Source organism: Thermobispora bispora DSM 43833 (genome assembly GCF_000092645.1).
In the GTDB taxonomy this organism is placed as follows: Bacteria; Actinomycetota; Actinomycetes; order Streptosporangiales; family Streptosporangiaceae; genus Thermobispora; species Thermobispora bispora.
Genome location: NC_014165.1, coordinates 708093 through 729045 on the forward strand (window position 1 = coordinate 708093; position 20953 = coordinate 729045).

The following is a 20953-nucleotide window of genomic DNA, read 5'->3' on the forward strand; positions in this document are numbered from 1 at the left end:
TGATAGACCGCAACAAAAGAACACAGATGCCCTTAATGTGCCTATTCCGCTGGTCGGGGAGGCGTCGCAGTGGACAGCTTCGACGTGATCGTGGTCGGTGGCGGTGCGGCGGGGGTGCCGCTGGCGGTGCGGCTGAGCGAGGACCCCGGCCTGCGGGTGCTGCTCCTCGAGGCGGGGCCGGACGCGCGGCGGCGTCAGGACTACCCGGCCGAGCTCATCGCGGCGAGCATGATGTCGGCCGCGATGCCGGGCCACCCGAACAATTGGGCGTTCACCGCGCAGCTCACTCCGGAACTCGGCTGCTCAATGGCGCGCGGCAGGATTCTCGGCGGCTCCACCGCGCTCAACGGCGCGTACTTCGTGCGGGCCCGGAAAACCGACGCGGACCGGTGGGCCGCCGCCGGAAACCACGAATGGTCCTATGAGAAGATCCTGCCCTACTACATCAGGCTGGAAAAAGATCTCACCTACGGCGATGCCCCGGGGCACGGTTCCAGCGGGCCCATGCCGGTGAACCGGGTGACCGAAAATCTCTCACCCGTCACCGACGCGTTCTACGAGGCCGCCGAAGAGCTGGGTTTCTCGTATGAGCCGGATAAGAACGACATGACGTCGAATGAGGGGTATGGGCCGCTGCCGCAGAACGCGGTCGACGGGGTGCGGATGAACACCGCCCTCGCCTATCTCAGCCCGGTCCGCGAGAGCCGGCCCAACCTCACCGTCCGGGGGAACACGGTCGTCCACCGGATCATCCTCGACGGCGACCGGGCCATCGGCGTGGTGGCGCGCACCGGGCGGCGGACCACCGTGTTCCGGGCCGGCACGATCGTGCTCTGCGCCGGCGCGATCAAGTCACCCCACCTGCTGCTGCTCTCCGGCATCGGCCCCGCGGACGAGCTCCGCCGGGCGGGCATCCGGGTCCGGCACGACCTGCCCGGCGTGGGCAAGGGGTACACCGACCACCCCGACATCCTCTTCAACTGGGTGCCCAGGCGCCGGCTCGACGATCCCTGGCTGCCGCGGCTCTTCGAAGGGGTGCTGCACTGGACCGCGTCCGGATCCGCCACGTCCGGCGACCTCGAGATCCTGCCCATGCTGCGGCCCTTCGGCCGGGCGGTCTTCGGCCCCGCGGGCAAGGGCCTGCTCACCATGGCCGCGCACCCGCTCGCCACCCTGCGGGGCATGATGGGCACCTCGCTCAAGCGCAACCTCGACCAGCTGCTCCACAGCGCCGGGCTCAACCTGGTCGTGGCGCTCCAGCGCCCCGAGTCCCGCGGGGAGCTCACCATCGTCTCGCCCGATCCGGACGTGCACCCGAGGCTGCGGCACCGCTACCTCACCACCGCCCGGGACCGGGAGCGGATGCGCGAGGCCCTGCGCGTCGCCGCCGGCCTCCTGCGGTCGAAGGCGTTCCGGCCGTACGTCAAGAGGTTCGGCGAGATCGACCGGAAGACCCTCGACAACGACGCGCTGCTCGACGCCTGGGCCCGGCGGCACATCGGCACCGCCTTCCACACGGCCGGGACCGCGAAGATGGGCCCGGCCGGCGACCCGGAGGCGGTCGTGGACCAGTACGGCCGGGTGCACGGCATCGACGGCCTCTGGATCGCTGACCTGTCCATCCTCCCGGACGTGCCCAGCCGCGGGCCGGCCGCCACCGCGGTGATGATCGGGGAACGCGTCGCCGACTTCATCCGCGAGAAGGCCTGATCGGCGAGGGGGACCGATCGGCCTCGGCGCGGCGGGCCCGGCCGGGCCTACGCGGGCAGAGGCCGAGCGGTTCCTCGAGCGGGCTCGATCGGCGGGGGAGCGGGTCTCGCCGGCGTCGGGAGCGGGCTCGATCCGGTCGTGAGCGAGCTCGATCCGGTCGTGAGCGGGCCCGGTGTCGTCCGGTAGCGGGCCCGATCGGTGGCCGTGAGCGGGCCGGCGTTGCCCGGGAGGGGCTTGATCGGCGGTTAGCGGGCCCGGCGTCCGGGCCGCTGGCTCCCCGAGCCGGCCGGATCAGGCCGCCCGGCGGACCACCACGTCCCCGATCCGCGCGGCCAGATGCAGCTCGATCGTGGCGGCCTCACCCTCGCCCGGCGCCGCCGGCGGCACCACCCGCTCGACCCGGACCCCGAGGCCGCTGTGCACCTTGTGGTCGATCAGCAGCTCGCCCATCCGGCCGCGGCCGTGCACCTCGAGGCGGGCCTCCGGAGGGACGATCACGGTCAGCTCCCCGAGCACGACCTCGGCGCGGCAGCGGATCCTGCCGCCGGGGGCCAGGGGCACGCGGCTCAGGTCGAGCGTGCCCGCACCGGCGTGCACCGCGTAGCTCTCCCGCACCTCGGCGGCGCTCCCCGGCCGCCAGGTGCAGGAGCCGATCCGCGGAACCCGGGCCGCCGCGGTCCGCATCAGGAGCGCGAGCGCGGTGAGCGCGCCACCGACGAGCGGCAGGCCGGTCGAGCCGCCGGCCGACCGCTGCACCGTGACCATGCGTCCTCCTCTGTCAGGGTGAGCCGGAAGGCGAGGGAGCCGGGCGGCGCGCTCCGGTGCGTGATCGCCGTGGTGCCGGCCTCGGTGGGCCGCGACGGCACGCGCCGGGCGCGGCAGGACCGGCGACGGGGTCGTCAGGGGCGGGCTCATCGGCCACCACCCGCCGGGTCGGCGGGGTCCGGCGGCCGGTCCGGAGCGGGCGGTGCGGCGGGACCGCCGTGCTCCGGCCCGGCGGGCCCGGTGTCCCGCGGCGCGTGGTACGGCCCCCGCGGTACGTACCAGGCGCCCGGCCGGCGATACGCGCCGGGGCGAGGCGGTGGCGGCGCGTCGCCCCGGCCGGTGGCGAGCGGCACCCCGTGCCGCAGGGCCCGCTCCCGCATCGACTTGGCCAGGGCCAGCAGGTCGACCCCGCGGGCGTGCGCGGCGAGCAGGGTGAGGGCGAGCAGCGTGCCGATCACGATCGTGCCGCGGTCGATCCCGCCCGACGCCACGTTGAGGAGCACGCCGAACGCGAACACCGCGCCGAGCAGCGCGAGCACGGTCTCGGCGTCGAACTGCCGGCGGGTCCACCGCTCCAGGTGGCTCGGGCTCTCGTCGGGCTGCCGCATGAGCAGGTACGCGGAGGCGTACAGCAGCAGCCCGGTGCCCGAGGCGAGCACCAGCAGGGCGAACCCCACGCGGAACAGCACCGGGTCGATCCCCGTGTACCTGCCGAGGCCGGCGCACACGCCGGTGAAGAGGCCACCGTCCCGGTGGCGGCGCAGCACCCGGCCGGGCTCCGGCCCCGCCGGGGCGTGGGAGGGTGCGGTCGGTACCTCGGGCATGCCTCCATCCTCACCGGTGCCCGCCGCGCCGCGGAATCCGGGAGACCCCTGACTCATCCCGGAGCCCGGCCCGGGGCGGCTCAGGACGCCCGCCGCCGCGCCGTACCCGATGCCGCCGCCGGGGCCGCGGCGCGCGGCGGCCCTGCCCTCGCGGCGCCGCCGTTCGCGCACGTCGGCGGCCATGCGGTCCCCCGGCGTACCGGGCCCCGGCCGGCCGTGCCCCCGTCCGGCCGGATCAGGGACCGGTCAGGGTCCGGCCCGGATGCGATCAGAGCCGTGGCATGTGACGATGCTGTCCGAGATGTACGAGATGCCGACCGCGCCCAAGGCGTGCCCGCGGATGGTGAGGCCGGTGGCCGGCCGGGTCCTCGCGGGTGTCGCGCAGGGGGCCGCGGCCCAGCTACGGCTCGATCCGGTCGTCCTGCGGCTCGCCTTCGTCCTGCTCACGCTCGTCGACGGCCTCGGGTTCGTCGCGTACGTGGCGCTGTGGATGTTCACCCCCAAGGAAGAGGTCCATGGCCCGGAGCCGCGGCGCGACTGGGGGCAGGTCGTCGCGTACGGCGTGCTGTGGCTGGTCATGGTCGTGCTGAGCTGGCTGATCGGCGGCGGCCTCGGCTTCTGGCCGATCGCGGTCGGCGGGATCGGCTCGCTGATCATGTGGCAGCAGGCCGATCCCGGGCGGCGGGAGCGCCTGGTGAGCGGCGCGGTCCGGCAGGTGAGCACGGGCTGGCTGCGCACCGCGATCGGCGTGATCCTCGTCGTGGTCGGCGCGATCGGCTTCCTCGCCGCCAGTGGTGAGCTGGCCCGGGCGCGCACCGGCCTGGTGTTCAGCGCCGTGGTCGTCGGCGGCATCTTGATGATCACCGCCCCGTGGCTCGCCTCCCTCATCAGGGAGCTGCAGCGGGAGCGCACCGAGCGCATCCGGCAGGAGGAGCGGGCCGAGATGGCCGCGCACATCCACGACTCGGTGCTGCAGACCCTCACCTTGATCCAGCGCAACGCGCACGATCCGCGCGAGGTGCTGCGGCTCGCCCGGTCGCAGGAGCGGGAGCTGCGCGCCTGGCTCTACCAGCCCAAGCCGGGCGACGACACCATGCTCGCCGCCGCGGTGCGGCGGATCGCGGCCGAGGAGGAGGACACCCACGGGGTGAAGATCGAGGTCGTCTGCGTGGGCGACTGCGAGCTGGACGAAAGGCTGGTCGCCATGCTCCACGCCGCGCGGCAGGCCATGGTGAACGCCGCGAAGCACAGCGGCGCCCCGGTGATCTCCGTCTACGCCGAGGTGGAGCCGGAAGAGGTGACCGTGTTCATCCGGGACCGGGGCAAGGGGTTCGTGCTCGACGAGATCCCCGAGGACCGGATGGGCATCCGGCAGTCCATCATCGGCAGGATGGAACGTAACGGCGGAAGCGCGAAGATCAAGACCGCCCCCGGTGAGGGCACCGAGGTCGTGCTGACCATGAAGCGGAGCCCGTGACCCGGGCGGCGCGGGCGGTGAGGGAGTCGATGAAGACCGTACGGGTGCTGATCGTCGATGATCATCGGCTGTTCCGGGCGGGCGTGCGCGCGGAGTTAGGGCCGTCGATCCAGGTCGTCGGGGAGGCGGGGGACGTCGACTCGGCGGTCAAGGCGATCGAGGAGCTCAGGCCCGACGTGGTGCTGCTCGACGTGCACATGCCGGGCGGCGGTGGCCTGGAGGTGCTGCGCCGGGTGCGCGAGGCCGGGATCCCGACCCGGTTCCTCGCCCTGTCGGTGTCCGACGCCGCGGAGGACGTGATCGGGGTGATCCGCGGGGGCGCCCGCGGCTACGTCACCAAGACCATCAGCGGGCCGGAGCTGACCGACGCGATCCACCGGGTGGCCGACGGGGACGCGGTCTTCTCGCCCCGGCTCGCCGGGTTCGTGCTCGACGCGTTCGCCTCGACCCCGGCACCGCCGATCGACCCCGAGCTCGACTCGCTCACCCAGCGCGAGCGCGAGGTGCTCCGGCTGATCGCCCGCGGCTACGCGTACAAGGAGATCGCCAAGGAGCTCTTCATCTCGGTGAAGACCGTCGAGACGCACGTCTCCAGCGTGCTGCGCAAGCTCCAGCTCTCCAACCGCCACGAGCTGTCCCGCTGGGCCAGCGCCCGGCGGCTCGTGTGACCCCGGCGTGTCCCCGGCCCGGCACCGTGTCGGCCCGGCCACCATGGGTATGAGCAGCGGCAGTGCGCACGACGTGGGGGGACGAGGGTGAAGCCACTGCGCCCGCTGGCGGGCTGCCTCGGCGTGCTCGCGGTCGCCAACGTGCTCAACAACCGGGTCGCGCGCCGGATGGCCCCGGTCACCTCGGCCGCCGCGCTCACCGCGATGCTGGTGATCGTCCGCCGTCACGGGGTGACCTGGCCGGAGCTGGGCTTCCTGCGCGCCCGGCGCGGCGCCGCGCTGGGCGGCGCGCTCGCCGCCGCGGTGGCGGCCGGGTACGCCGCCGGCGTCGCGATCCCGCACACCCGCGCGTTCTTCCACGACCAGCGGGCGCTCGGGCTGTCCCGCGCCCGCCTCCTGGAGGAGGCCCTGGTCCAGGTCCCGGTCGGCACCGTGCTGCTGGAGGAGATCGGCTTCCGCGGCGTGCTGCCCGCCCTGCTCGGCCGGGTGCTCCCCGGGCCCACCGCGGCCGCCGCCTCGGCCGCCCTGTTCGGGCTGTGGCACGTCCTCCCCGCCGTCGACATGGCGAAGGCCAACCCGGCGCTCGGCCGGCTGGCCGGCGGTTCAGCGGGCGCCGACGGGCCGGCCGGCGCGGACGCCGGGGACGGCCGGGCCCGCACCGCCCGCCTGGTGGCCGGCACCGTGGTCACCACGGCCGCGGCCGGTGTGCTCTTCCACGAGCTGCGCCGCCGCGGCGGGCTGCTCGCCCCCGCCCTGCTCCACCTCGCCACGAACTCCCTCGGCTACCTGGCCGCCCACCTCTCGGCACAGGTACGCCGGCCCGCCTGACCGGCGGCCCGGCCGGGATGGCCGCCCGCGCCGCCGTACGGCACAGGGCCGGTGGGCCGGCGCGGTGGCGCACCCCGGTCGAGCGGGCCGGACGGGGAACCGCCGCGCGCGGTGCCGTGCCGCCGGGGACGCGCGGTCACCCGCAGAGGTCCGGGGCCGCGAGACGGGGATCGGTCACGTCCGGAAGAGCCGCGCGGCCCGTGCGTCCGGGGCGCGCGGTCACCTGCGGAGGCGCCGTGCCGATGGGGATGATCGGTCACGTCCGGAAGAGCCGGGCGGTGCCGTACGGCCGGGCATCGGGCGGTGACCACGGCACAGCCGGGCGTCAGCAGGTGACCATGGCGGGTGTCAGGCGGTTACCACGGCGTGGAACGCCTCGGCGAACGACCCCTCCGGCAGCCCGGCCGCACGGGCGTTCGCGCTGAGCCAGCCCTTGACCATGCCGGCGAGGTCGGGGATGTGGGAGGTCTGGCTCTCGTGGGCGCGCAGCGCGGCGATCTTGCGCTCCACGGTCGCGGTGACGTCGACGTAGCGGTTCGGCGTCATCGTGCCCGACAGCCAGACCTCGCGCACGGTCCACGGCTCCAGGCCCTCCTCCGTGATCAGCTCGGGGAAGGCGCGAGGGTTCCGCGCGTCCGGGTAGACCGCGTCGAGGGTGGCCGCGCCCACGGCCCGGTGGTCCGGGTGGCTGGGCCCGATCGCGGCGTAGTTGCGCTCCGGAGTGGAGGTGATGACCAGGTCGGGCCGCACCTGGCGGATCACCCGGGTGATGGCCCGGCGCAGCTCGAGGGAGTACTCCACCGCGCCGTCGGGGTAGCCGAGCCACCGGAGATCGGAGACGCCGACGCACTTGGCGGCCGCCGTCTGCTCCGCGCGGCGGGTGGCGGCGATCTTCTCGGCGGGGGTCTCGTGGTCGGGCCAGCCGGCCTCGCCGTCGGTGACCAGGCAGTACACCACCTCGGCCCCGGCGTCCGTGAGCTTCGCGATCGTCCCCGCGCCACCGAAGTCGATGTCGTCCGGGTGCGCGACGACCACGAGCACCTTGCGGATGGCGGCCTCATCGAGCATGCGCTAATGCCCCTTTCGTCCGGCGCGCACCGCCACCGGGAGCGGGAAGCCCGCGGCGCGTGCGGCGGTCATCGGTCTTCGGTTGTCATTGGACCGCCTTACTCTAAGGACGTGTCCACCCGAGCAGTCACCCATCCTCTGCTGGACGGCCTCAACCCGCAGCAACGGGAGGCCGTCCTGCACCAGGGAAGCCCGCTCCTGATCGTCGCAGGCGCGGGCTCGGGAAAGACGCGGGTGCTCACGCATCGCATCGCCTATCTGCTCGCCGAGCGGCGGGTCCACCCCGCGGAGATCCTCGCCATCACGTTCACCAACAAGGCGGCGCGGGAGATGAGGGACCGGGTCGACCGGCTGGTCGGCCCGCGCTCGCAGCTCATGTGGGTGATGACCTTCCACAGCGCCTGCGTGCGCATCCTCCGCAGGGAGGCGAAGCGGCTCGGCTACCCGACCAACTTCACGATCTACGACCAGGCCGATGCGCAGCGGCTCATGGCGATGGTCTGCCGTGAGCTCGACCTCGACCCCAAGCGGTACCCGCCGCGCTCGTTCGCCGCGCAGGTGAGCGCGTTCAAGAACGAGCTGATCGACCACGAGACCGCGGCGTCGCGCGCCCAGACCCACCTGGAGCGCACCCTCGCCGAGGCCTACCGCATCTACCAGACGCGGCTGACCGAGGCGGGGGCGATGGACTTCGACGACCTCATCATGCAGACGGTCGCCCTGTTCCAGCTCTTCCCCGAGGTGGCGGAGCACTGGCGGCGGCGGTTCCGGCATGTGATGGTCGACGAGTACCAGGACACCAACCACGCCCAGTACGTGCTCGTCCGCGAGCTGGTCGGCCGCCCCGAGGTCCGCACCGTGGACGGCGACGTGGTGCGGGAGGGCGTCGCCGACCCGGCCGAGCTCGTCGTCGTGGGCGACGCCGACCAGTCGATCTACGCGTTCCGCGGCGCGACCATCCGCAACATCCTCGAGTTCGAGCGCGACTTCCCCGACGCCCGGACCATCCTCCTGGAGCAGAACTACCGCTCCACCCAGACGATCCTCGACGCCGCCAACGCGGTGATCTCCCGCAACCAGGGCCGCAAGCCGAAGAACCTCTGGTCGGACCAGGGCCCCGGGCCGAAGATCGTCGGCTACGTGGCCGACAACGAGCACGACGAGGCGCTGTTCGTCGCGCAGGAGGTGGACCGGCTCGCCGACGAGGAGGGGATCAAGCCCGGCGACGTCGCCGTGTTCTACCGCACGAACGCCGCCTCCCGGGTGTTCGAGGAGGTCTTCAGCCGTACGGGCCTGCCGTACCGGATCGTGGGCGGGGTGCGGTTCTTCGACCGCAAGGAGGTCAAGGACCTGCTCGCCTACCTGCGGATCCTGGTCAACCCGAACGACACCGTGTCGCTGCGCCGCATCCTCAACGTGCCCAAGCGCGGCATCGGCGAGCGGGCCGAGGCGATGATCGAGGCGTTCGCCGCCCGGGAGCGCATCCCGTTCTGGGAGGGCCTGAAGCGGGCCCAGGAGGCCCCCGGCCTCGCCACCCGCTCGCTCAACGCGATCCGGGACTTCGTCGCGCTCATCGAGGACCTGCGGGCCCGGGAGCTCCCCCTGCGCGACCTCGTCGAGGAGGTGGCGAACGCCACCGGCTACCGGGTGGAGCTGGAGGAGTCGGACGACCCGCAGGACGCGAACCGGCTCGACAACATCAAGGAGCTGGTCTCGATGGCCGCCGAGTACGAGGCGGCCAACCCGGACGGCGGCCTGGTCGGCTTCCTCGAGCAGGTCTCCCTGGTCTCCGACGCCGACGAGATCCCGGACGGGGAGGACCACGGCGGGGTGGTCACGCTGATGACGCTGCACACCGCCAAGGGCCTGGAGTTCCCCGTGGTCTTCCTCACCGGCATGGAGGACGGCGTCTTCCCGCACCAGCGCTCCATGACCGACCCCAAGGAGCTGGAGGAGGAGCGCCGGCTCGCCTACGTGGGCATCACCCGGGCCAAGCAGCGGCTCTATTTCTCCCGCGCGGTGGTCCGCTCCGCCTGGGGCGCCCCCTCGTTCAACCCGGCGTCGCGTTTCCTCGACGAGGTGCCGGCCGAGCTGATCGAGTGGCGGACCGACCCGGGCAAGACCCCGTGGACCGCGGCGACCGAGCGGCGGGAGCCCGGGCGGTCCCGTACGGCCGGGCCGGCCCGGCCGGGCGCCCGCCCGATCCCCGCCCTGGCGCCGGGCGACCGGGTCGCGCACGAGAAGTTCGGCGTCGGCACGGTGATCAGCGTGGACGGGGTGGCCGAGAAGGCCCGGGCCACGGTCGACTTCGGCGGCGCAGGCGAGAAGACGCTGCTCCTCGCCTACGCGCCGATCGAGAAGCTCTAGCCGGGCCGCGGGCTGGCCGATGGTCACCGGAGTCGGCAGCTCGCCGGTGTCGACGTCGAGCTCGGTGAGGTTCGCCACCGTGCCACGGGCGGGCGGCTTGATGGACACCCGCCTGCCCCAGCCGGAGAAGACGGTGTCCGTGGTCACCCGAGACTCAAGGTCGGCGTCGTCGTAGGAGCTGACCAGGCGGGTGATCTGCCCTCGGCCGTCGACGTACAGCCTGTGGTCGATCTCGGTCTTCGCCTCGGCGGCCTTCGGCTTCGTGTTCACCCGCACGTCGCGGAACCACTTCGACGTCTTCCACAGCTCGCCGAAGGTGATCGTGCCCCGGCAGACGCCCTTGACCTTGGTGGCGCGCGAGATCAGCGTCCGCAACGTCCCCGGCTCGGTGATGTTGATCGGCTGTCCCAGGCTGCCGGTGAAGCCGGCCGCCGGACCGCCGGGCCACTTGAGCCAGGTCTTGCCGGCGGGCAGGAAGCCGGAGATGAGCCCGCCCTTGAGGTACGGTCCTGCCGATGCGGATGGCCTGCTCGGGCCGGAAGCAGGACCGGACATCCTCGGAGAACAGCTCGAGGTCCCTCGCCTTGACGTGGAACTCGCCGGTCATGTCCGAGGCGGTCACGCCGCGCGGGCCGAACTGGAACTTCCCCGTGCGCCGGAAGAAGACCTCGCCGCCTCGGAGCGAGGTCCGGTCGATGAACGTCATCCCGCGCCCGGTGATGAACTGCCTCCGCAACGCCGCCACGGGATCGGCCGGGCGGGCCGTCGCCCGGGCGTGCGCGGGGTGAACGGGCCGGGGGCGAAGACGACGGCCGCCGCCGCGCATGCCAGGACGGCCGAGAATCGCTTCATGAATGGTTTCCTCTCTGGCGCTCTCGCCGAATGAGAGCGGTGGGAAGAGTTCTACCAGCATTGATCATCGCGGTGGTGCGGATTCCTCCCCCGTGCTCATAGAGCGTGATGAGCTGGGAAAAGCCGCGAAAGTGAATCCGGGTGAAAAGCGCCGGACCGGCGGTGGAATTTCGGTCAGCTTCGGCGAGAGTCTGTGGTGCGGGTATAGGCCGCTGTCAGGCGATCGCGCGCCATGAGGGTTTCCCGCATACCGGACGTCCGTGCGGATTCCAGGCCGGGGATTCGGTGGCCGCGCGGGTATCGGGCCGTCGATCCAGACCGGCGTCCGTGTCCGCTAGCGCGGAGGCGGCGGTGTCCCGGACCTCGAGGAGATCGCGGTGTCCGGCGGTGGGAGCGGCGGACGTTCCGGTCCGCGGCACGTGAAAAGATGGAAGTCACGACGGCCGTCACCCCGGCTCCCGATCAGGGACCCCGTGCCCGGCCACCTGCGGGCGGGGGCTACTCTTCATGCGCGGAAGTCGCCGGGCGAGACGACGGCGCCTGGCCTCGACATCACTTAGGGACGGACCCTCGTGGACCTGTTCGAACATCAGGCGAAAGAACTCTTCGCGGAGTACGGCATCCCAGTACCACGCGGCATCGTCGCGCACACGGCGGAGGAGGCGCGCGCGGCGGCCGAGACGCTGACCGGCCGAGTCGTTGTCAAGGCGCAGGTCAAGACCGGGGGCCGCGGCAAAGCGGGCGGCGTGAAGCTCGCCGACGGTCCCGACGACGCGTACGAGAAGGCGCAGCAGATTCTCGGCATGGACATCAAGGGCCACACGGTCCGCAAGGTCCTGGTCGAGGAGGCGAGCCAGATCGCGGAGGAGTACTACTTCTCCTTCCTGCTCGACCGCGCGAACCGCACCTTCCTCTCCATCTGCTCGGCCGCCGGCGGCATGGACATCGAGGAGGTCGCGCGCCAGACGCCCGAGAAGGTGGCCAAGGTGCCGATCGACCCGCTCACCGGGGTGGATCGCGCGAAGGCCCGGGAGATCGCGATCGCCGGCGGCCTGCCCGAGCGGGCGCTCGACGGCGCCGTGGACATCATCGAGAAGCTCTGGGCGGTCTTCGTCGACGAGGACGCCACCCTCGTCGAGGTGAACCCGATGATCCTCACTGTCGACGGCGCGGTGCGGGCGATCGACGGCAAGGTCACCCTCGACGACAACGCGCTCTTCCGCCAGCCCGACCACCAGAAGTACGTCGACAAGGCAGCGGAGGACCCCCTGGAGGCCCGCGCCAAGGAGCTCGACCTCAACTACGTCAAGCTCGACGGCTCGGTCGGCATCATCGGCAACGGCGCCGGCCTGGTCATGTCCACGCTCGACGTGGTGGCGTACGCCGGGGAGTCCTTCCCGGGCCAGCCGAAGCCGGCGAACTTCCTCGACATCGGCGGCGGCGCCTCGGCCGAGGTCATGGCCAACGGCCTGCAGATCATCCTGTCCGACCCGTCGGTGAAGTCGGTGTTCGTCAACGTCTTCGGCGGCATCACCGCCTGCGACGCGGTCGCCAACGGGATCGTCTCCGCGTTCAAGCTGCTGGAGAGCCGCGGTGAGGCGGTGACCCGGCCGCTGGTCGTCCGGCTGGACGGCAACAACGCCGCCCTCGGGCGGAAGATCCTGACCGACGCCGCGCTGCCCGGCGTCGAGCTGGTGGACACCATGGATGAAGCGGCCAAGCGTGCCGCCGAGCTCGCCGCGGTAGGTGCCTGATGGCTATCTGGCTCACTGAGAACAGCAAGATCATCGTCCAGGGCATGACGGGCTCGGAGGGTACGAAGCACACCCGCCGCATGCTCGCCGCCGGGGCCAAGGTCGTGGGCGGGGTCAACGCCCGCAAGGCCGGCATCATTCACGAGGGCCTGCCCGTCTTCGGCACGGTCAAGGAGGCCATGGCGGAGACCGGCGCGGACGTCTCCGTGGTCTTCGTGCCGCCGGCCGCGACCAAGGCCGCGGTGATGGAGGCGATCGACGCCGAGATCCCGCTCTGCGTCGTGATCACCGAGGGCGTTCCGGTGCACGACACCACCGAGTTCTGGGCCTACGCCGTGTCGAAGGGCAACAAGACCCGGATCATCGGCCCGAACTGCCCCGGCATCGCCTCGCCCGGGAAGTCGAACGCCGGCATCATCCCGGCCGACATCACCAACCCCGGCCCGATCGGCCTGGTCTCCAAGTCCGGCACGCTCACCTACCAGCTCATGTACGAGCTGCGGGACATCGGCTTCTCCACCTGCGTCGGGATCGGTGGCGACCCGGTCATCGGCACCACGCACATCGACGCCCTCAAGGCGTTCCAGGAGGACCCGGAGACCGAGGCGATCGTGCTGATCGGTGAGATCGGCGGGGACGCGGAGGAGCGGGCCGCCGCCTTCATCGAGAAGCACGTGACCAAGCCGGTCGTGGGCTACGTCGCCGGGTTCACCGCGCCCGAGGGCAAGACCATGGGCCACGCCGGCGCGATCATCTCCGGCTCGTCCGGTACGGCGCAGGCCAAGAAGGAGGCCCTGGAGAAGGTCGGCGTCCGCGTCGGCCGCACCCCGAGCGAGACCGCCCGCATCATACGGGAGATCATCAAGTCGCGCTGACGGCACGACGCCGTCCGCGGCCTTCGGGTACGGGTCCGGGCCTCCGCGGGGAGGGACCGGACCCGTACCGGCCCGGGCCAGGGTGCCGCGGGCCGGGCCGCCACCGGAGCGGGCGTTCGCCTCGGGCGCGGGGTCTCGATCCCGGCGAGGCGGCCGGGTTCGCCGGAACATCGGCGTGCCTCCCCGGCGATCCGGGCCCCGGCTGCCACCATGGGGTAATGTGACGGTCCTCTTTGACCAATTCAAGAACGCCCCTCGCGTCGTTCTGCAGCGCCTCGGCGACGAGGAGGAGGCCCGTCGCCCGCTTCCCGTCTCCGGCGTGCTCGCCGCCGTCTGGACCCTCGGGGTCGGCCTCGCCGTCCTCACCACGCTCACCCTGATCGGCTGGATGGCCGCCCCGCGCGGCGCCTTCGCCGAAGGTCTCCCCGGGGTGTTCCGCACCGCCTGCCTGATCTGGCTCGCCGCGCACCACACCGGGTTCGCCATCCCGGGCGGCGCGGTCGGGATGCTCCCGCTCGGGCTGATGGCCCTGCCCGGTTTCCTGCTCTACCGGGCCGGGCTGTGGATGGCGCGCGACGCGGATCTCCGGGTCCGCATCCCGGTCCGGTCATCCGAGGAGTCGCCGGAGGACGCCGAGAACACCCGCCGCCGCGCCCAGCTCGTGCTCGTCGTCCAGGCGGGCGTCTCGCTCGCCGCGCCGTACGCGATGCTCGCCGGGGTGATCGCCCTCGTCGCGCGGAACGAGGTGGTGCAGCCGTTCCTCGGCGAGGCGCTGATCAGCCACTTCGCGCTCGCGTTCGCCACCGGCTCGATCGCCACCGCGCGCACGATCGGGCCGTGGCGGTCGATGCTCCGGCTCCTCCCCGAGCGGCCCCGCTCCCTCGTGCTCGGTACGGCCGCCGCGCTCGGCATCATGCTCGTCGCCGGCATGGCGCTCGTGCTCGGCGCGATCACGGTCAGCTTCGGGGAGATCCGCCGGCTCACCGACGCCCTCGACCCCGGGTTCATCGGCGGGCTGCTGCTGCTCATCGTCGAGGCGCTCTACCTGGCGAACGCCGCCATCTGGAGCCTGGCGTACATGGCCGGGCCGGGGTTCGCGGTCGGCGCCGGGACCCTGGTCGCCCCCACCGGGGTGAAGCTCGGCGCGGTGCCCAGCCTGCCGCTGCTGGGGGCGCTCCCGTCGTCGGGCGCCGCGCCGGCCTGGGCGCTGACGGTGGTGGCCGTGCCGTTCGCCGCCGGCGTGGTCGCCGGGGTGGTGGTGGCGCGGGTCGCGCCCACGGCGTCGCTCGAGGCCGCCCCGCTCTGGGGGGTCGGCTGCGGCGTGACCACGGGCGCGGCCGCTGGCCTGCTGGCGCTCCTCTCCGGCGGGCCGCTCGGCGGGGCGCGGCTGACCGTGATCGGCCCGTCCGCGTGGGAGGTGGCGTTCTCCGTCGCCCTGGAGGTGGGCGTCTCGGCCGGCATCTCCGCGGGCTTCGTGAACTGGTGGCTGGTCGGGCGGCGCCCGGCCGGCGAACCCGATCGGGAGCGCGTCTCCGCGCTCCGCGCCGTGCTGCGGCGGCTCCGCCGGGGCCGGGACCGGGCGCTCCCCGGGCACTGGCTCGACGCCGCCGAGGCGGACACCCAGCCGCTGCCGGTGATCAGGGACGACCGGGCCGGCGACCCGGTGGCCGGGACCGCCGGGGAGGCCGCGCGGGCGAACCGGATCGCGCCCGCGCAGCCCGGGCGCCCGGAGATCGTGGACGAGACCGACGACCGCGGCGGCCACGTCATCTACGTCGACCCGTACGCCTGGGACAAGAACTAGCTTCCGGGCCGCCGAGCGGCGGCATGATCCACCGGGGCTCGTGCCGTGGTGGGCCAGCCGCGCCCCGAGGCCGGGCCCGACCGCGGGCCCCGCGCATGCGGGACGCGGGCGATCAAGGCGGCACGTGCCGCGCTCAGACAGACGCGGGCCCCGCGCATGCGGGGCGCGGGCCACCGGTTGCTGACGCTCTCACGCCGAGGATCCGCGGCCCCTGCGTGTGCGGGCGTGGGGCGGCCGCCCCGCGACCGCCCCGACGTCAGCCCGCGGGGTCTGCGCGTGCGGGCGCGAGATCGATCGCGGCCTTCGGTCCTCCGCCTCGGGTGTGCTGGTATCCGGAGGGGGATCGGCGTACCGATCGTCTATGCCCGCTTCGGGTGCGCGGTCCACCGGAGCACGGATGGTGCACGGATGCTCCGGCTCCGGCCCCTGCTCCTCATCGCCTGCTCGGGTGACCTCGGCACCGGCGCCGATCCGCCGCCCCGTACGGGATCCGGATACCGGATCAGGCGCGATATCCGCGTCATTTGGGTGATGAATCGCTCATATCGCGATTCAGGGACATGGTAGAAATTCCCGCGAAATCAACGGTGCACGCCCGCGGCGGTGGGCCCAAAAATCGAAATCAATCGATTCTTGATCTTCGCTTGGGGGTAATAATGCCTACGGCGTTCAGTGCTCAACCCCGAAAGGAAGCCGCATGCCAAAGGTCATCGGCCGTCTCGGACTCATTCTGTCCACGGCGTTCCTGATGACGGGGATCGCCGCCGCTCCGGCGAGCGCCGGAACGGCCGTGACGGCGAAGAAGCCGAGGTGCGCGTACGTCAGCCATAAGGTCGGCCGGGTCACCCAGACCGTCCGGGTGACCAATTACTGCCGGTACACCATTTCCTTCTCCGTCAAGCGCCGCGGTCCGGACAGCCCGTGCTATATCCTCCGCCCGCGCCACTACAAGTGGTACCAGTGGGCGAGGGGCCTGGATTTCCAGGGAATCCGGTGGCACTGCGCATAGCTCCCCTCAACTCCCGCCCAGAATGACGGTGCCCGGCCGGCTCCTCTCGCCGGCCGGGCACCGTCACGTCTGGGTTCGTTCGGCGATGCGGGCGATTCATTCGATCGTGTCGTGAGTCCGGAATTCCCGGACCGCGCCGTGCGGCACCGCCGCAGCGGGGCCCGTGCCCCGCTCCCGGTTCGCCCGTGCCCCGCCTCCCGGTGCCGCCTCCCGGCTCGCCCGGGCGGGCCCGCCTCTCCGGTCGCCTGGCCCGCAGCGTCCCGGCCGCCCGCCGTGGGCCTGCGCCCGGTCACCGTACGGCCTGGCGCGCCTCGCGGCCGGGCCGTACGGGGAGGAGAACCGGTGAGCGGCCGTCACAGCAGAGACGGGAAGGACGGGGGGAGGGGCACCCCCAGCTTCTTCTCCACCGAGCGCCTGAGCTGGTCGTTGCAGTCCTGCTGGGCCTCCACCGTTCCCGCGCCCTTGGTGCACTCGTAGTAGGCGGACAGCTCAGCGGAGAAGTAGTACTGGACGGCTGCGCTGGCCGCGCCGAGGAGCAGGGCGATCGATGCGATCACCACCGCGCCGATCGCCATCCCCAGCCGCTGCTTGGCGAGCTGCAGGGTGCGCAGGTCGCGGATGGCGATCATGATGCTGAAGAGGGAGAGCACCAATCCGGCCGTGGGCAGCAGGAGCGTGAAGATCAGCGCGATGAGCGCGAACGCGAGCGCGCGGCGGCCTCCCATCTCGGGGGTCATGGGCAGGGGTGTCGTCACGATCTCCTCGCCTCGTCTTGAGCACGGGCCGTCGTGGTTCCGCGGACGGTGCCGATACCCTTTGTGCGGTAGGGGTCGCCGCCCTCCAGGTCCGGACTTCTAAGGAACCATCTCCCGGCGACCGTCTGCAAAACGACGGCCACAGATGAAGGAGTTCCCGCCCTGACTTTCCGGCTCGTTGTCCTCGTCTCGGGTTCGGGGACGAACCTGCAAGCGTTGCTCGACGCCTCGGCCGACCCGGCCTTCGGCGCGCGCGTGGTCGCCGTGGGCGCGGACCGGGACGGCATCGAAGGCCTGGCCCGGGCGGAGCGCGCCGGGGTCCCCACGTTCGTCGTGAAGCTGAGCGACTTCCCCACCCGCCAGGAGTGGGACGCCCACCTCGCCGCGCGCATCGCCGAGCATGAGCCGAACCTGGTGGTGTCCGCCGGCTTCATGAAGATCCTCGGTCCGCACGTGCTCGGCGCGTTCCCGGTGGTGAACACCCACCCCGCGCTGCTGCCCGCCTTCCCCGGCACGCACGCGGTGCGCGACGCCCTCGAGTACGGGGTCCGGGTCACCGGATGCACAATCCACCTCGTCGACGCGGGGGTGGACACCGGCCCGGTCATCGCCCAGGAGCCGGTCCGCGTCGAAGAGGGGGACGACGAGGCGACCCTGCACGAGCGGATCAAGACCGTCGAGCGCCGGTTGCTCGTCGACGTCGTCGGCCGGATGGCCCGCGAGGGCTGGTCGGTGTCGGGGCGGCGGGTGCGGATCGGCGGCACGGAGGGTCCCGGCGGGAGTCCCCAGACCGGCCAGGAGTCAGGGAGGATCACGAAGTGACGCGAATCGCCATCCGGCGCGCGCTGATCGCGGTGTACGACAAGACCGGGCTGGAGGAGCTGGCCCGTGGGCTCGAGGCCGCTGGGGTGGAGATCGTCTCAACCGGCGGCACGGCCGCCACGATCGCGTCCTTCGGCGTGCCGGTCACGAAGGTGGAGTCCCTCACCGGCTTCCCCGAGTGCCTGGACGGCCGGGTGAAGACGCTCCACCCGCGGATCCACGCGGGCCTGCTCGCCGACGGGGAGAACCCCGCGCACGTCAAGCAGCTCGAAGAGCTGGAGATCGAACCGTTCCAGCTCGCGGTGGTGAACCTGTACCCGTTCGCCGAGACCGTCGCCTCCGGCGCCGCACCGGCCGAGTGCATCGCGCAGATCGACATCGGCGGCCCGGCGATGATCCGCGCGGCGGCGAAGAACCACAACACCGTCGCCGTGGTCGTCGACCCCGCGGAGTACCCGGCCGTGCTCGCCGCGGTCGAGGCCGGCGGCTTCACGCTCGAGGAGCGGCGGCGGCTCGCGGCGAAGGCGTACGCGCACACCGCGGCCTACGACGTGGCGGTCGCCTCCTGGTTCGCGAACGACTACGCCCCCGAGGGGGAGTGGCCGTCGTTCCTGGGCGCGGCCTGGCACCGCAAGGCCGTGCTGCGCTACGGCGAGAACCCGCACCAGCGGGCCGCGCTCTACGTCGGCTCGGGGGAGGGCCTCGCCACGGCCGAGCAGCTCCACGGCAAGGAGATGTCCTACAACAACTACGTGGACGCCGACGCGGCGTGGCGGGCGGTCTGGGACTTCGCCGAGCCCTGCGTGGCGATCATCAAGCACACGAACCCGTGCGGCATCGCGATCGGCGCGGACGTGGCCGAGGCGCACCGCAAGGCGCACGCGTGCGACCCGGTCTCCGCGTTCGGCGGGGTGATCGCGGTGAACCGGGAGGTGACCGTGGAGCTCGCCGAGCAGATCGCGCCGATCTTCACCGAGGTGGTGGTCGCGCCGTCGTTCGCCCCCGAGGCCCTGGAGGTGCTGCGGCAGAAGAAGAACATCCGGCTCCTCGCCTGCCCGGGCCGGCCGTCGGACCGGGGCGAGTTCCGCCGGATCGACGGGGGAGTGCTCGTCCAGACGGTCGACCGGCTGGACGCCCCGGGCGACGACCCCGCCTCCTGGGAGCTGAAGGCGGGCAGCCCGGCCTCGCCCGAGGTGCTCGCGGACCTCGCCTTCGCCTGGCGGGCCTGCCGCGCGGTGAAGTCCAACGCGATCGTGCTCGCCTCCGGCGGGGCCACGGTCGGGGTCGGCATGGGGCAGGTCAACCGGGTGGACTCGGCCCGCCTCGCCGTGACCCGGGCGGGTGATCGCGCGGCCGGCGCGGTCGCGGCCTCGGACGCGTTCTTCCCGTTCCCGGACGGCCTGCAGGTGCTGGCCGAGGCCGGGGTGACGGCGATCGTCGAGCCGGGTGGGTCGATCCGGGACGACGAGGTCATCGCCGCGGCGAACGAGGCGGGGGTCACCCTGTACTTCACCGGGACCCGCCATTTCTTCCACTGATGGCCCGGACATCTGTCCGGTTTATTCATCAAATTGCCGAATGTCATAAATAGCGGCGCGGGCAGGGGGAGGAGCCATGAGCGCGCAGATTCTGGACGGCAAAGCGACCGCGGCCTCGATCAAGGCCGACCTCGCCAACCGGGTGAAGGCGCTGGCGGCGAAAGGGATCACCCCCGGCCTCGGCACGATCCTGGTGGGCGATGACCCGGGCAGCCAGGTCTACGTGGCGGGCAAGCACCGCGACTGCGCCGAGGTCGGCATCGCGTCCATCCGCCGGGACCTGCCGGCGACGGCGACCCAGGCCGAGGTGGAGGCCGTGATCGACGAGCTCAACGCCGACCCGGCCTGCACCGGCTACATCCTCCAGCTCCCGGTGCCGCGCCACCTCGACACCCAGGCGCTGATCGAGCGGATCGACCCGGCCAAGGACGCCGACGGCCTCCACCCGGTGAACCTCGGCCGGCTCGTGCACATGGTCGACGCGCCGCTGCCGTGCACGCCCCGGGGGATCGTGGTCCTCCTCCAGCGGTACGGCGTGCCGCTCAAGGGCGCCGAGGTCGTGGTGATCGGCCGGGGCATCACGGTCGGCCGCCCGCTCGGCCTCCTCCTCACCCGCCGGACCGAGAACGCGACCGTCACCCTCTGTCACACCGGCACCCGGGACCTGCGCTCCCACGTACGGCGGGCCGACATCGTGGTGGCGGCGGCGGGCGTGCCCGGCCTCGTCACCGCCGACATGGTGAAGCCCGGCGCCGCCGTGCTCGACGTCGGCGTCTCCCGCGTGGACGGCAAGATCGTCGGGGACGTCGCACCGGAGGTGCGCGAGGTCGCCGGCTTCATGGCGCCCAACCCGGGCGGCGTCGGCCCGATGACCCGGGCGATGCTGCTCACCAACGTGGTGGAGGCCGCCGAGCGCCTGGCCGCAGCCTGACCCGGGGCGTCGGCGGCACCGCGCCCCGGTGGCCGCCGAGCACCGGGCCGCGCGCGGCATGGCCAGGACCGGCACCGCACCACGAGTGGCCCGGCGAGGCCACCACCACACCTCGAATGGCTCGGTCAGGCCCGGAACCACACCACGAGTGGCATGGGCAGGCCCGGCGGCCCGGGCCCGCGGGCCCGGGCGCGCCACAAAGGACGCGTGCCGCCGGAGCCTCGCTCAAGAGGCGCGGCGGCCCGGCCGCTGGCGTTGCTGCTGCCGCCGCTCCTGCTCCTGCTCCCGCGGCCCCGAGGACCGCTGGGACGGCACGACCGGGGTGGGCCGTACCAGGCCGAGGGCGACGACCTCGTTGGCGAGCCGGGTCCGCCGGTTCGCCCCCTCGGGGATGCGGAACTTCTGGTACAGCCGCAGCAGGTGCTGCTTGACCGCCGCCTCGGTGACGACGAGATCGTCGGCGATCTCCTTGGCCGTGGCCGGCGAGACGAACGCCTCGTCGGACAGCGCCGGCCGGCACAGCGAGGTGAGGACGTCGAGCTCCCGCCGGGTCAGCTCGGGGGCGATGGCCCGGCGCAGCTCGACGTCGGGGGCGAGGTCCTCATGCGGGATGCCGCCGATCCTGGTCCGGGCGGCGCCGAAGGAGATGACGTCACCGTCCTCCAGGACCCTCCGCGCGATCGGCCTCCCGTTCACCCGGGTGCCGTTCCGCGACAGACCGAGATCCACGACGTACACGTAGGGCCCGCGGCGGACGAGTTCGGCGTGCAGCCGTGAGACGGTCGGGTCGGTGAGCCGGATGTCCACGCCACGGCCACGCCCGACCGTGGTGACCTCGGAGCGCAACGACACGATCTCGCCGCTCTCCTCGATCCGAATGAACGGCCCCTCCACGGAAGTTCCTCC

The 20953-nt window shown here is 72.7% G+C and carries 18 protein-coding genes; 13 read left to right on the plus strand and 5 right to left on the minus strand.

Annotated features, from left to right (window positions below; genetic code table 11):
* Nucleotides 1–69: 69 nt before the first annotated feature.
* Nucleotides 70–1710 (plus strand): GMC family oxidoreductase, encoded by a 1641-nt coding sequence (locus TBIS_RS03230; RefSeq protein ID WP_013130905.1) that lies wholly within the window; start codon nucleotides 70–72, stop codon nucleotides 1708–1710.
* A gap of 291 nt (nucleotides 1711–2001) precedes the next feature.
* Here the strand turns inward: TBIS_RS03230 and TBIS_RS03235 are convergent, their stop codons facing one another.
* Together TBIS_RS03235 and TBIS_RS03240 are read right to left on the minus strand one after the other, a co-directional pair.
* Nucleotides 2002–2475: a hypothetical protein gene (locus TBIS_RS03235; RefSeq protein ID WP_041431145.1), complete on the minus strand. Its 474-nt coding sequence runs from the start codon at nucleotides 2473–2475 to the stop codon at nucleotides 2002–2004.
* A 146-nt stretch (nucleotides 2476–2621) separates the two neighbouring features.
* The gene (locus TBIS_RS03240) at nucleotides 2622–3299 is read right to left on the minus strand and encodes a PspC domain-containing protein (protein WP_158306173.1); all 678 of its coding nucleotides are present in this window, start codon (nucleotides 3297–3299) and stop codon (nucleotides 2622–2624) included.
* A gap of 289 nt (nucleotides 3300–3588) precedes the next feature.
* Between TBIS_RS03240 and TBIS_RS03245 the strand changes: the two genes are divergently transcribed.
* The 3 genes from TBIS_RS03245 to TBIS_RS03255 all read left to right on the plus strand — a co-directional run bounded on the left by TBIS_RS03245 (nucleotide 3589) and on the right by TBIS_RS03255 (nucleotide 6272).
* Complete coding sequence (locus TBIS_RS03245; protein WP_148231440.1) at nucleotides 3589–4776, plus strand: ATP-binding protein; 1188 nt, start codon at nucleotides 3589–3591, stop codon at nucleotides 4774–4776.
* A 29-nt stretch (nucleotides 4777–4805) separates the two neighbouring features.
* Nucleotides 4806–5444 carry a response regulator gene (locus TBIS_RS03250; RefSeq protein ID WP_013130907.1) on the plus strand — a complete coding sequence of 213 codons (639 nt, stop codon included), beginning with the start codon at nucleotides 4806–4808 and terminating at the stop codon, nucleotides 5442–5444.
* An 87-nt stretch (nucleotides 5445–5531) separates the two neighbouring features.
* On the plus strand, nucleotides 5532–6272 hold the full coding sequence (locus TBIS_RS03255; RefSeq protein ID WP_013130908.1) for a CPBP family glutamic-type intramembrane protease: 741 nt from the start codon (nucleotides 5532–5534) through the stop codon (nucleotides 6270–6272).
* 348 nt (nucleotides 6273–6620) lie between these two features.
* Here the strand turns inward: TBIS_RS03255 and TBIS_RS03260 are convergent, their stop codons facing one another.
* A complete protein-coding gene (locus TBIS_RS03260; protein ID WP_013130909.1) occupies nucleotides 6621–7340 on the minus strand; it encodes a PIG-L deacetylase family protein in 720 nt (239 codons plus the stop codon).
* Nucleotides 7341–7346: 6 nt separating this feature from the next.
* Between TBIS_RS03260 and pcrA the strand changes: the two genes are divergently transcribed.
* From pcrA to TBIS_RS03290, 6 genes are all read left to right on the plus strand, one after another.
* A complete protein-coding gene (gene pcrA, locus TBIS_RS03265) occupies nucleotides 7347–9707 on the plus strand; it encodes a DNA helicase PcrA (RefSeq protein ID WP_013130910.1) in 2361 nt (786 codons plus the stop codon).
* A gap of 190 nt (nucleotides 9708–9897) precedes the next feature.
* Nucleotides 9898–10593 (plus strand): hypothetical protein, encoded by a 696-nt coding sequence (locus TBIS_RS03270; RefSeq protein WP_041431147.1) that lies wholly within the window; start codon nucleotides 9898–9900, stop codon nucleotides 10591–10593.
* A gap of 538 nt (nucleotides 10594–11131) precedes the next feature.
* A complete protein-coding gene (gene sucC, locus TBIS_RS03275) occupies nucleotides 11132–12313 on the plus strand; it encodes an ADP-forming succinate--CoA ligase subunit beta (RefSeq protein WP_013130912.1) in 1182 nt (393 codons plus the stop codon).
* On the plus strand, nucleotides 12313–13188 hold the full coding sequence (gene sucD, locus TBIS_RS03280; RefSeq protein WP_013130913.1) for a succinate--CoA ligase subunit alpha: 876 nt from the start codon (nucleotides 12313–12315) through the stop codon (nucleotides 13186–13188). The genes sucC and sucD overlap by 1 nt, the downstream gene beginning before the upstream one ends.
* 220 nt (nucleotides 13189–13408) lie before the next feature.
* Nucleotides 13409–14992, plus strand: coding sequence for a cell division protein PerM (locus TBIS_RS19270; protein ID WP_013130914.1), 1584 nt, complete (start codon nucleotides 13409–13411; stop codon nucleotides 14990–14992).
* Nucleotides 14993–15689: 697 nt separating this feature from the next.
* Nucleotides 15690–16001 carry a hypothetical protein gene (locus tag TBIS_RS03290; RefSeq protein WP_013130915.1) on the plus strand — a complete coding sequence of 104 codons (312 nt, stop codon included), beginning with the start codon at nucleotides 15690–15692 and terminating at the stop codon, nucleotides 15999–16001.
* A 353-nt stretch (nucleotides 16002–16354) separates the two neighbouring features.
* On the opposite strand, the gene TBIS_RS03295 is transcribed toward TBIS_RS03290, so the two are convergent.
* Entirely contained in the window at nucleotides 16355–16756 is a 402-nt protein-coding gene (locus TBIS_RS03295; protein WP_013130916.1) for a hypothetical protein, read from the minus strand.
* A 162-nt stretch (nucleotides 16757–16918) separates the two neighbouring features.
* On the opposite strand from TBIS_RS03295, the gene purN reads away from it, so the two are divergent.
* From purN to TBIS_RS03310, 3 genes are all read left to right on the plus strand, one after another.
* Nucleotides 16919–17578 (plus strand): phosphoribosylglycinamide formyltransferase, encoded by a 660-nt coding sequence (purN, locus tag TBIS_RS03300; protein ID WP_013130917.1) that lies wholly within the window; start codon nucleotides 16919–16921, stop codon nucleotides 17576–17578.
* On the plus strand, nucleotides 17575–19116 hold the full coding sequence (purH, locus tag TBIS_RS03305) for a bifunctional phosphoribosylaminoimidazolecarboxamide formyltransferase/IMP cyclohydrolase (RefSeq protein ID WP_013130918.1): 1542 nt from the start codon (nucleotides 17575–17577) through the stop codon (nucleotides 19114–19116). Before purN ends, purH begins: the two co-directional genes overlap by 4 nt.
* A 76-nt stretch (nucleotides 19117–19192) precedes the next feature.
* Nucleotides 19193–20047, plus strand: coding sequence for a bifunctional methylenetetrahydrofolate dehydrogenase/methenyltetrahydrofolate cyclohydrolase (locus tag TBIS_RS03310; RefSeq protein ID WP_013130919.1), 855 nt, complete (start codon nucleotides 19193–19195; stop codon nucleotides 20045–20047).
* Between the two features lie 225 nt (nucleotides 20048–20272).
* Here the strand turns inward: TBIS_RS03310 and TBIS_RS03315 are convergent, their stop codons facing one another.
* On the minus strand, nucleotides 20273–20941 hold the full coding sequence (locus TBIS_RS03315) for an FHA domain-containing protein (RefSeq protein WP_013130920.1): 669 nt from the start codon (nucleotides 20939–20941) through the stop codon (nucleotides 20273–20275).
* Nucleotides 20942–20953: the final 12 nt, after the last annotated feature.

Bases quoted from the DNA above. Each gene is read 5' to 3' on its own strand.
- TBIS_RS03235 (WP_041431145.1), bottom strand. From the start codon at position 2,475: ATGGTCACGGTGCAGCGGTCGGCCGGCGGCTCGACCGGCCTGCCGCTC.
- TBIS_RS03240 (WP_158306173.1), bottom strand. From the start codon at position 3,299: ATGCCCGAGGTACCGACCGCACCCTCCCACGCCCCGGCGGGGCCGGAG.
- TBIS_RS03245 (WP_148231440.1), top strand. From the start codon at position 3,589: ATGCTGTCCGAGATGTACGAGATGCCGACCGCGCCCAAGGCGTGCCCG.
- TBIS_RS03250 (WP_013130907.1), top strand. From the start codon at position 4,806: ATGAAGACCGTACGGGTGCTGATCGTCGATGATCATCGGCTGTTCCGG.
- TBIS_RS03260 (WP_013130909.1), bottom strand. From the start codon at position 7,340: ATGCTCGATGAGGCCGCCATCCGCAAGGTGCTCGTGGTCGTCGCGCAC.
- pcrA (WP_013130910.1), top strand. From the start codon at position 7,347: ATGCCCCTTTCGTCCGGCGCGCACCGCCACCGGGAGCGGGAAGCCCGC.
- sucD (WP_013130913.1), top strand. From the start codon at position 12,313: ATGGCTATCTGGCTCACTGAGAACAGCAAGATCATCGTCCAGGGCATG.
- TBIS_RS03290 (WP_013130915.1), top strand. From the start codon at position 15,690: ATGCCAAAGGTCATCGGCCGTCTCGGACTCATTCTGTCCACGGCGTTC.
- TBIS_RS03310 (WP_013130919.1), top strand. From the start codon at position 19,193: ATGAGCGCGCAGATTCTGGACGGCAAAGCGACCGCGGCCTCGATCAAG.